Source organism: Pseudomonas sp. OA65 (assembly GCF_017498305.1).
In the GTDB taxonomy this organism is placed as follows: Bacteria; Pseudomonadota; Gammaproteobacteria; order Pseudomonadales; family Pseudomonadaceae; genus Aquipseudomonas; species Aquipseudomonas zanjanensis.
In genome coordinates, this window is sequence record NZ_JAGDEZ010000018.1 from 110,159 (window position 1) to 119,859 (window position 9,701).

Annotated in this window: 10 protein-coding genes; 3 read left to right on the plus strand and 7 right to left on the minus strand. The window is 58.4% G+C overall.

The genetic code is table 11. The features are described from left to right. Positions 1 to 61 precede the first annotated feature (61 nt). The 5 genes from J3361_RS17070 to hemJ form a co-directional block, all read right to left on the minus strand. Positions 62 to 400, minus strand: coding sequence for a histidine triad nucleotide-binding protein (locus tag J3361_RS17070; protein ID WP_042730270.1), 339 nt, complete (start codon positions 398 to 400; stop codon positions 62 to 64). 83 nt (positions 401 to 483) lie between these two features. Then, positions 484 to 1,272, minus strand: a complete 789-nt coding sequence (locus tag J3361_RS17075) for an SDR family oxidoreductase (protein ID WP_207965554.1) — start codon at positions 1,270 to 1,272, stop codon at positions 484 to 486. A gap of 62 nt (positions 1,273 to 1,334) precedes the next feature. Then, positions 1,335 to 2,297, minus strand: a complete 963-nt coding sequence (locus tag J3361_RS17080) for a DUF805 domain-containing protein (RefSeq protein ID WP_207965555.1) — start codon at positions 2,295 to 2,297, stop codon at positions 1,335 to 1,337. Between the two features lie 51 nt (positions 2,298 to 2,348). Beyond that, on the minus strand, positions 2,349 to 3,317 hold the full coding sequence (locus J3361_RS17085; protein ID WP_207965556.1) for a nitronate monooxygenase family protein: 969 nt from the start codon (positions 3,315 to 3,317) through the stop codon (positions 2,349 to 2,351). A 35-nt stretch (positions 3,318 to 3,352) separates the two neighbouring features. Next, a complete protein-coding gene (hemJ, locus tag J3361_RS17090; RefSeq protein WP_039590834.1) occupies positions 3,353 to 3,784 on the minus strand; it encodes a protoporphyrinogen oxidase HemJ in 432 nt (143 codons plus the stop codon). Positions 3,785 to 3,919: 135 nt separating this feature from the next. Here hemJ and argC point away from each other — a divergent pair, with 135 nt between their 5' ends. Then, positions 3,920 to 4,954 carry an N-acetyl-gamma-glutamyl-phosphate reductase gene (gene argC / locus J3361_RS17095; protein ID WP_207965557.1) on the plus strand — a complete coding sequence of 345 codons (1,035 nt, stop codon included), beginning with the start codon at positions 3,920 to 3,922 and terminating at the stop codon, positions 4,952 to 4,954. A gap of 127 nt (positions 4,955 to 5,081) precedes the next feature. Beyond that, positions 5,082 to 5,432 (plus strand): iron-sulfur cluster insertion protein ErpA, encoded by a 351-nt coding sequence (erpA, locus tag J3361_RS17100; protein ID WP_003177727.1) that lies wholly within the window; start codon positions 5,082 to 5,084, stop codon positions 5,430 to 5,432. 66 nt (positions 5,433 to 5,498) lie between these two features. Here erpA and J3361_RS17105 read toward each other — a convergent pair whose 3' ends face one another. Together J3361_RS17105 and J3361_RS17110 are read right to left on the minus strand one after the other, a co-directional pair. Continuing rightward, entirely contained in the window at positions 5,499 to 6,590 is a 1,092-nt protein-coding gene (locus tag J3361_RS17105; protein WP_207965558.1) for an anhydro-N-acetylmuramic acid kinase, read from the minus strand. Between the two features lie 2 nt (positions 6,591 to 6,592). Beyond that, positions 6,593 to 8,011, minus strand: a complete 1,419-nt coding sequence (locus J3361_RS17110; RefSeq protein ID WP_207965559.1) for a peptidoglycan DD-metalloendopeptidase family protein — start codon at positions 8,009 to 8,011, stop codon at positions 6,593 to 6,595. Positions 8,012 to 8,223: 212 nt separating this feature from the next. Between J3361_RS17110 and tyrS the strand changes: the two genes are divergently transcribed. Then, positions 8,224 to 9,423 carry a tyrosine--tRNA ligase gene (gene tyrS, locus J3361_RS17115; protein WP_207965560.1) on the plus strand — a complete coding sequence of 400 codons (1,200 nt, stop codon included), beginning with the start codon at positions 8,224 to 8,226 and terminating at the stop codon, positions 9,421 to 9,423. The last annotated feature ends 278 nt before the right edge of the window (positions 9,424 to 9,701 follow it).

Below are 9,701 nucleotides of genomic sequence, written 5' to 3' on the forward strand. Positions count from 1 at the left end.
AAAATCACAGCGGCCAGTTTAACCCAATCGGCCGTCGAAGATTTGCGTTGGGTCAGGGGTATCAGCCCGGCGGCCAGTTCATCTGGCGCTGACCCAGCACATGCATATGAATGTGATAGACCGTCTGCCCACCCAGTTCATTGCAATTCATCACCACGCGAAAACCTTCTTCGCAGCCCAATTCCAGCGCCAGGCGCTGGGCAGTGAACAGAATGTGCCCGGCCAGGCCTTTGTCTGCTTCGGTAAGGTCATTGAGCGTGCGGATCGGTTTTTTCGGAATGACCAGAAAATGCACGGGCGCCTGTGGGGCGATGTCGTGGAAGGCCAGTACCTGGTCATCCTCGTAAATGATCTTCGCCGGGATCTCCCGGTTGATGATCTTGGTAAACAGAGTATCCACAGCTGTTTTCTCCGTTGGGTTCGTTGAGGTCGAGTGCCTTGAAGGCCTCGGTTAAGGTGCCTTGGCTGTTCAGCTTGAAGGCATCAGTGCGGGCAGTAAGCCTTGTTGACCATGCCGGCGATGGTCCGGACCAGCCATCGCGATCCCAGGCGCGGCAGTGCGGCCAACCAGCGGTTGCGGCGTCCGGGAATGATGATGGCGCGGTTTTTGTCCAGTGCGCGCACGGCGTACAGGGCGACTTCTTCCGGGCTCATTAGCGATTTGCTGGCGATGAGCTTCTGTTCGTCTATCTGTGCCTTGGAGAAAAAGCCGGTTCGGGTCGGACCAGGACACAGCACCGAGACCTTGATCGCGCATTTCTTCAATTCAACCCGCAGGGCTTCGGAGAAGTGCAGCACATAGGCCTTGCTGGCGTGGTAGGTACTCATCCAGGGGCCGGGCTGGAACGCAGCGACCGAGGCAACGTTGAGAATCTGGCCACCGCCCAGCAGCGCCATGCTATTGCCAACGGCATGACAAAGCCGTGTCAGGGCCAGGATGTTGACTTCGATCAGGTCCTGCTCGGTCATCCAGTCCTGGCCCAGGAACGGCCCGCTGGTGCCAATGCCGGCACAATTGACCAACAGGTCGATTTGCCGTTCACCTTCCTCCAGTTCCAGCAAAAAGCCTGAAAGCCTCAGCGGTTCGCCCAGGTCACAAGCCCGGAACAGTACCTCCACGCCAAACCGCTGGGTCAGTTCGATTGCGATGCTTTCCAGCCGATCACGTTGTCGAGCCACCAGTATCAGGTTGCGGCCGCGCCGGGCCAGCGCTTCGGCCATGGCCAGGCCGATACCGCCGGAAGCGCCGGTGATCAGTGCGTAACGGGTCATGCAGTTCTCCATCGCGACAGCCCGCCGCCAAATGACTGGGCTGTCACCGGCATGAAGCGCGCTTATTGTTCCTCTTCTTCATAGTCTACAGAAGGCGGAGCGGGCTCGGCTGCCTCAACGGCTGGCTCTTCAGCGGTTTCGCTGCTGGACTCGCTGCTTTCGTAGCTGCTCAGGCTGCTGGTGTCGTAGTCCTCCTGGAGGGCTCCGAAGATGCCTGCAAACGTGGCGATGAAAATCAATACGATCATCACGAGCCAGAGCGAGGCCAACAGCTTGACCCCCGTGGTATTGCGCGGGGGTGGCGGGCCATATTGGTTTGCGCCGGTGTTGCCTGGCGCGATGATGAGGATGAACGGGAAGATGCTGCCCACGAAGGGAACCAGGTTGATCAGCCACAACCACCCCGACCAACCGAGGTCGTGCAGGCGCTGGACGTTGAACTGGATGCTCACGAAGGCAAAGGCAAGCACAACGACCGCGGCGAGCAGGCCGCCGACAATGAGCGCCGCTATCGAGTCGGAAGCCAGCAGCCAGGTCGAGGCGAGCCAGAAGCCCACGCCGACCAAGGGCAGTAGAGCCAGGGTCAACGCCATGGTCCAGGCCAGGTAGCGCAGGCGCCCGATACGCCCATCGAAGCTGAAGGGCTTGAGCGTACTGTACTCGGCCAGCGCTTCACCGACTTGGGCTCGCGGAGGCGCGTAAGGCGAGGCAGGCTCGACGATCGAATCGGGGTGGCGTCCACTCGGTTGACGTGGCGCGTCCTGTACTTCGCCAAGGCTCAATTGGACGGTGGGTTCGGCTTCGATCCTGGCATCGATACCGCTTTTGTTGAGCGCTTCGAGGTACTGCTGCGCCTCGTTCTGGGACAGGTTGCTTTTCAGGGCAACCTTGCGACCGGTGAACAGTCGTTCAATGGCGGCGACGTCGCTCTTGAACAGCTCGGCGAGGTTGAGTTTTGCGGTGGTGGTATCGACGCCCGGCATCACGCCGCCGTCGAACACGATGTTGAAACGGGTTTCGCTCATGCCCGGCATCCTTGTCTCTGAAAGTTAAGTAGTTGTTTTGTTCGGGCTGGTTCAGCGCGGCCATTGCCCGCCAAGCTGCGCCGCCCGGGCTTGTGCCTGACGGTATTCTTCATCCAGGCGCGCCACCAACTGATCGACGCTGGGCAAATCATCGATTTCCCCCACGCCCTGGCCGGCAGACCATACGGTTTTCCAGGCCTTGGCCTCATCGTTCAGTGGCTTGAGTTTCGAGCCAAAATCCACCTCGCCTTTGTTCTGCAGGGTGGCGAGATCGAAACCGGCATTCTCCAGGCTCTGGCGCATGAAACTCGCCGGCACCCCGGATACAGCAGGAGTATGCACGATGTCCGCGGCTCTGGATGTGAGCAACATCTCTTTATAAGCGTCAGGTGCGTGGCTTTCGCTTGTACCGATAAATCGCGTACCGAAGTAGGCCAGGTCCGCGCCGAGCAATTGTGCGGCTAGAATCTGGTGGCCGTGGTTCAGGCATCCTGCAAGCAGCAGGGTCTTATCGAAAAACTGGCGGATCTCGGCAATCAGTGAAAACGGGCTCCAAGTCCCGGCATGCCCGCCTGCGCCGGCGGCAACGGCGATCAAGCCATCGACACCGGCTTCGGCGGCTTTCTCGGCATGGCGGCGGGTCGTCACGTCATGGAACACCAGCCCGCCATAACCATGCACCGCGTCCACCAGTTCTTTCACCGCGCCCAGGCTGGTGATGACAATCGGCACCTTGTGTTCAATGCAGATGGCCAGGTCGGCCTGGAGTCGCGGATTGCTGTGGTGAACGATCAGGTTCACGGCGTAGGGCGCCGGGTTCTCCAGGGTCGCCAGGCCTGCTTCGATTTCTTCCAGCCAGGCCTTGAAGCCGCTGCTTTCGCGCTGGTTCAGAGCCGGAAAGCTGCCGACGATGCCATTTCGGCAGCAGGCCAGTACCAATTGCGGATTGGAAATCAGGAACATGGGCGCCGCCACGACGGGCAGGCGCAAGCGTTGTTCAAGCAGAGCGGGCAACGACATCGCAAGTACCCCGGATAATGAATGCTGATTGGAGATTAGAACGGTCGGACGACGACCAGAATTACGATAGCCAGCAATATCAGAACCGGCACCTCATTGAACCAGCGATAAAAGACATGGCTGCGGGTGTTTTCGCCACGGGCGAAGCGCTTCACCTGGGCGCCGCACATGTGGTGGTAGCCGATCAGCAGCACGACCAAGGTCAACTTGGCGTGCATCCAGCCACCCTGGGTGAAGTAGGCGCTGGCGTTGAGGCTGAGCAGCCAAATGCCGAATACCAGGGTAGCTATCATCGCCGGGCCCATGATGCCGCGGTACAGCTTGCGCTCCATGACGCTGAAGCGCTCTTTGCTGACGCTGTCCTCGCTTTGGGCGTGATAAACAAACAGGCGAGGCAGGTAGAACAGGCCGGCGAACCAGCAGACCATGCTGACAATGTGAAGTGCTTTGAGCCACAGATAGAGCATTTTTAGTTATTCCAGGAAATCACGGTAGCTCGATAGTAGAGGTTAGAGCGGCCACACGTCACCTTGACGGTTGTCGCAGCGCCCTGCGGCCCCTATCATCGACGGCTTTCCAGTGGGTTCGTTGAGGGCAGGTATATGGTCAAGGTCGGTATCGTCGGCGGCACGGGTTACACCGGTGTCGAACTGCTGCGTCTTCTGGCACAGCATCCGCAGGCTGAGGTGGTGGTCATTACCTCCCGATCCGAGGCCGGCCTGGCCGTCGCTGACATGTACCCGAACCTGCGAGGCCATTACGACGGCCTGGCGTTCAGCGTTCCGGACGTGAAGACCCTCGGCGCCTGCGACGTGGTGTTCTTCGCCACGCCCCACGGTGTCGCCCACGCCCTGGCCGGCGAACTGCTGGCCGCCGGCACCAAGGTCATCGACCTGTCGGCGGACTTCCGCCTGCAGGACGCCGATGAATGGGCCAAATGGTACGGCCAGCCCCACGGTGCGCCGGAACTGCTTGAAGAGGCGGTCTACGGCTTGCCGGAAGTCAATCGCGAGAAGATCAAACAGGCACGATTGATCGCTGTGCCGGGTTGCTATCCGACGGCGACACAGCTGGGGTTCTTGCCGCTGCTGGAAGCCGGCCTTGCCGATGCTTCGCGGCTGATTGCCGACTGCAAGTCCGGTGTCAGCGGTGCCGGGCGGGGCGCGAGTGTCGGCTCGTTGTATTCCGAGACGTCGGAAAGCATGAAGGCGTACGCGGTCAAAGGGCATCGCCACTTGCCGGAAATTCGCCAGGGCTTGCGCCGGGAAGCGGGCAAGGACGTCGGCCTGACCTTCGTGCCGCACCTGACCCCGATGATTCGTGGTATCCATTCCACTCTGTATGCGACTGTCGTCGATCGTTCGGTGGACCTGCAGGCGTTGTTTGAAAAACGTTATGCCAACGAACCGTTCGTCGACGTGATGCCGGCTGGCAGTCATCCGGAAACCCGTAGCGTGCGCGGTGCGAACGTTTGCCGGATCGCCGTGCATCGTCCCCAGGACGGTGATCTTGTGGTGGTGTTGTCGGTCATCGACAACTTGGTCAAGGGCGCGTCCGGCCAGGCCGTGCAGAACCTGAACATCCTGTTCGGGCTGGATGAGCGTCTGGGGCTGTCCCATGCAGGGATGTTGCCTTAAGAGCAGCCACAAGCGGCAAGCTACAAGCTTGCCGCTGCTTCGCAAATAGTTGACCAATTTTCTAGGAGAAGCGGATAATGCCCGCCATCACGCATTATGGCGGCGTAAGCGCCGGGAGATATTCAGCATGAGCGTCGAAACCTTCACCCCCACGGCTTTGCAATTCACCCACGGTGCCGCGCACAAGGTGAAGAGCCTGGTCGATGAAGAGGGCAATGATCGTTTGAAGCTGCGCGTATTTGTTACGGGCGGCGGTTGTTCCGGTTTCCAGTACGGCTTCACTTTCGATGAAGAAGTGGCCGAAGACGACACCATTGTCGAGCGCGAAGGGGTCAGCCTGGTGGTCGACCCGATGAGCTTCCAGTACCTTGCAGGTGCCGAGGTAGATTATCAGGAAGGTCTGGAAGGTTCGCGTTTCGTGATCAAGAACCCTAACGCCACCACCACTTGTGGGTGCGGCTCTTCGTTCTCGATCTGAAGGCTTCAATAAAAACGCCGCAGTGCCTTAGGCCCTGCGGCGTTTTTTTGTCCGTGATTATTGGATTCAGGCCGGGTAGATGGCGCCGAGTACGCGCAGGCCACGGGCGCCCGTGACACTTGGGCGGTTACCTGGAATACCTTCAAGGCAGCAATGGGCGAGCCAGGCGAACGCCATGGCTTCGACCCAGTCCGGATCCACGTCATATGCCGCCGTGCTGCTGACGGTGGCCTCTGGCAGCAATTCAGCCAGGCGCTTCATGAACGCCTGGTTGTGCGCGCCGCCGCCGCAGACCAGCAACTCCTGAGTATTCGGCTGGGCATACTGCAGTGATTCGACGATGGTCAGGGCGGTCAGTTCGAGTAACGTCGCCTGGACGTTTTCCGGGGCGAAGGCTGGCAACTGCGACAAATGCTGGTTCAACCACGGCAGGTTGAATACTTCACGACCGGTACTTTTCGGACCCTTGGTGACGAAGAAGGGGTCGCTGAGCAGTGCCTCAAGCAAGTCAGGCTCGACTTTTCCGCTGGCGGCCCATTGGCCGTCGCGATCGAAATGCTCGCCTCGTTGTTGGTGAATCCAGGCATCGAGCAATACGTTGCCTGGGCCGCAGTCGAAACCGGCGACAGGTTTTGCGGGCTCTATCAGGCTGAGGTTGCTGAAGCCACCGACATTCAGCACGGCACGATGACCGGCTCGTTCTTCGAACAATGCTTCGTGAAACGCCGGGACCAGTGGGGCGCCTTGCCCACCAGCGGCCACATCGCGGCTTCGGAAATCGCTGACGACGGTGATGCCGGTCAATTCGCTCAACAGTGCCGGATTGCCGATTTGCACGGTAAACCCACGGGCCGGTTCATGGCGGATGGTCTGGCCGTGGCTGCCAATCGCCCTGATGTCTTCAGGTTTGAGTTTCTGTTCGTTGAGCAGGGTATGGATACCCTGCGCGGCCAGCGTTACCCAGCTTTGCTGGGCAATGGCGGAGCGGGCGATCTCATCGGGCCCGCTGCTGCACAACTCGAGCAATTGGGTGCGCAGAACGGCGGGCATGGGGATGTAGTGCGTGGCGATCAATTTGATCGCCGGGGTCAATTCGATCAGTGCTATATCCAAGCCGTCCAGGCTGGTCCCGGACATCACACCGATATAGAGCGCCATGCTTAGCGCTTGCTCGAGGCCAGCATGGTGGCTTTCTCTTGATCCATGCGAGCCATCAAAGGTTGGCTTTGAGCCAGGAAGCGTGCGCGCTCGCCCTTGGCGATCGGATCGGCCATCGGCAATTTCTGGCCAAGTGGATCGACATGAACGCCGTTGACCTGGAACTCATAGTGCAAGTGCGGGCCGGTGGAGAGGCCGGTGGTGCCGATGTAGCCAATCACCTGGCCTTGCTTGACGGTGCCGCCAGTCTTCACGCCTTTGGCGAAGCCCTGCATGTGTCCGTACAGGGTGCGATAGGTATTGCCGTGCTGGATGATCACGGTATTGCCATAACCGCCGCGACGGCCGGCCAGCAACACCTTGCCGTCGCCGGCTGCCTTGATTGGCGTGCCACGAGGGGCGGCGTAGTCGACACCTTTGTGGGCGCGAATCTTGTTCAGGATCGGATGCTTGCGACCTGCGGAGAACTTCGAGCTGATACGGGCGAAATCAACCGGTGTACGGATGAATGCCTTGCGCATGCTGTTGCCATCGGCGGTGTAGTAGCTGCTGTTGCCTTGCTTGTTGGTGTAGCGCACCGCGGTGTACGTCTTGCCGCGGTTGGTGAAGCGCGCGGAGAGAATCGGGCCGTTGCCGACGCTCTTGCCATTGACCACTTTCTGCTCGTAGATGACGTCGAATTCGTCGCCTTGACGAATGTCCTGGGCGAAGTCGATGTCGTAGCCGAAGACGCTGGCCATATCCATGGTCAGGCTATGGGAAAGGCCTGCGCGCGCAGCGGACTGGGACAGCGAACTGTTGATGACGCCGTGGACGTAGGCCGAGCGAACGGTAGGCTTGGCGGTGACGCGGTTGAATACATAACCCTTGTCATTTTTGGTCAGGGTGATGCTTTCCAGGTCGCTCAGCTTGCTGTGCAGGTTGGTCAGCTGTCCGTCTGGGCTGAGTTCGAATTCAAGTTTCTGGCCACGCTGCAATTGAGTGAATTGCTTGGCTTGTTTGTCGCTGGCCAGGACTTCATGGACCGAAGTCGAGGGCAGGCCAACCTTTTCGAAAAGTGTTGAGAGCGTGTCGCCCTTGGCAACAATCACTTCGCGATGGTCCGGTCCTTTCTTTTCTTCTGTCACAGGCGCTTCTGCCTGAGCGGCGGCCTGGGCAGGGTCTTCCGGGCTGTTTTCAATTTGTGCAAACGGAGAAGCGGCCGGTTCGGTTGTGGCTTGAACGGCTTCGGCGGCGTCTTGTTCTTGTGTCAGTTGTTCAGCAGGGCTTTCCAGTTCAAGACTCAGAGTCGTCTTTTTGGCTTCAACATCGCTGGAGGGAAATACCAGGAGCGCCAGGCTAAGGAGGGCTGCGATGCCACTTGCGGCAAGCAGGTGGGTCTTCGGGTAAAGCGGCGGCGCTTTAGACGGTTCTGTGGTCATAAGTAATTTTGGCTTTTGAAAAAATGAATTGGAAAAGATGAATGACATGATGAAGATGAAATAACTGTATAAAATATAACCAAAACCCCTGCGAAGCAAGCCCGCGAACGCTCTGTTCTGTGGATTGGCGTCCTCGCGCCTGGCAAACCTTGTATTTGGTGCGCGATCTTGTATGGTTGGGGCCCTTTGAATCTGAGCCTTACGGGTCTGTTATGAAGTCGGTTGAAGAGCAGCTAGCGCTGATCAAGCGTGGTGCGGAAGAACTGTTGGTCGAGTCCGAGCTGATCGAAAAGCTCAAGCGTGGGCAGCCGCTGCGTATCAAGGCTGGCTTCGATCCGACGGCGCCCGATCTACACCTGGGTCATACGGTGCTTATTAATAAGCTTCGCCAGTTCCAGGATCTGGGGCACCAGGTCATCTTCCTTATAGGTGACTTCACCGGCATGATCGGTGACCCGAGCGGCAAAAGCGCTACGCGTCCGCCGCTGACCCGTGAGCAGGTCCTCGATAACGCCGAGACCTACAAGACTCAGGTTTTCAAGATTCTTGATCCTGCCAAGACCGAAGTGGCTTTCAATTCCACTTGGATGGATAAGATGGGGCCGGCGGATTTCATTCGCCTGACCTCTCAATACACCGTAGCTCGTATGCTCGAGCGCGATGATTTTGATAAGCGTTATACAACCAACCAGCCAATCGCCATTCATGAGTTCCTCTATCCGCTTGTTCAGGGGTATGACTCGGTTGCGTTGCGCGCGGACGTTGAGCTCGGCGGTACCGATCAGAAATTCAATCTGTTGATGGGGCGTGAGCTGCAGCGCGGTTATGGTCAAGAGGCGCAGTGCATCCTGACCATGCCATTGCTGGAGGGTTTGGATGGCGTGAAGAAGATGTCCAAATCGCTGGGCAACTACGTGGGCATCCAGGAAGCGCCGGGTGTCATGTACAGCAAGTTGGTCTCCATTCCTGATGCGCTGATGTGGCGTTACTTCGAGCTGTTGAGCTTCCGATCCATGGATGAGATCAATGCGTTCCGTGCTGATGTAGAGGCTGGGGCTAATCCGCGGGACATCAAGATCAAGCTGGCCGAAGAGATCGTTGCTCGTTTCCATGGTGAGGAGGCTGCGGCCAATGCTCATCGTGCGGCGGGTAATCGTATGAAGGATGGAGAGCTGCCGGATGACTTGCCGGAGATCGAGCTGGTTGCGGCTGAGGATATGCCGATTGCGGCAGTCCTTAATAAAGCAGGCTTGGTCAAGAATGCGGCGGTGGCGCGAGATCTTCTTGGTTCGGGTGGCGTGCGTGTAGATGGTGAGGTTGTGGATCGCGCCTATATATATGAGCTGGGTTCCACTCATGTATGTCAGGCCGGAAAGAAGGCTTTCGCGCGTATTACGCTGAAATCTGAATAAAGCTGAAAATAGATGTTGACGGCAGATTCTGGAAGTCTATAATTCGCCCCACTTCCGGCGCAGTCGAAACGGAAAACTCCTTGAGATTCAATGAGTTAAGTAGGTTTCGAAGATGTTGGGCTTCAGTTCATCGAGGCTTGGAAGGAGCAGATAGAGCGGTGTTGTTTGGCTCTATCGGCGATTCGGTCTTCTCGATCGAAAGCGGTGAAAAAGAGGTGTTGACAGCAGCGAGTAACGCTGTAGAATTCGCCTCCCGCTAACGAGAGATCGGAAGCGCA

Excerpts from the sequence above, each read along its gene's own strand:
- J3361_RS17085 (WP_207965556.1), bottom strand. The coding sequence starts at position 3,317 with ATGTCGTTGCCCGCTCTGCTTGAACAACGCTTGCGCCTGCCCGTCGTG.
- erpA (WP_003177727.1), top strand. The coding sequence starts at position 5,082 with ATGAGCGTCGAAACCTTCACCCCCACGGCTTTGCAATTCACCCACGGT.
- J3361_RS17075 (WP_207965554.1), bottom strand. The coding sequence starts at position 1,272 with ATGACCCGTTACGCACTGATCACCGGCGCTTCCGGCGGTATCGGCCTG.
- hemJ (WP_039590834.1), bottom strand. The coding sequence starts at position 3,784 with ATGCTCTATCTGTGGCTCAAAGCACTTCACATTGTCAGCATGGTCTGC.
- J3361_RS17110 (WP_207965559.1), bottom strand. The coding sequence starts at position 8,011 with ATGACCACAGAACCGTCTAAAGCGCCGCCGCTTTACCCGAAGACCCAC.
- J3361_RS17105 (WP_207965558.1), bottom strand. The coding sequence starts at position 6,590 with ATGGCGCTCTATATCGGTGTGATGTCCGGGACCAGCCTGGACGGCTTG.
- argC (WP_207965557.1), top strand. The coding sequence starts at position 3,920 with ATGGTCAAGGTCGGTATCGTCGGCGGCACGGGTTACACCGGTGTCGAA.
- J3361_RS17080 (WP_207965555.1), bottom strand. The coding sequence starts at position 2,297 with ATGAGCGAAACCCGTTTCAACATCGTGTTCGACGGCGGCGTGATGCCG.
- tyrS (WP_207965560.1), top strand. The coding sequence starts at position 8,224 with ATGAAGTCGGTTGAAGAGCAGCTAGCGCTGATCAAGCGTGGTGCGGAA.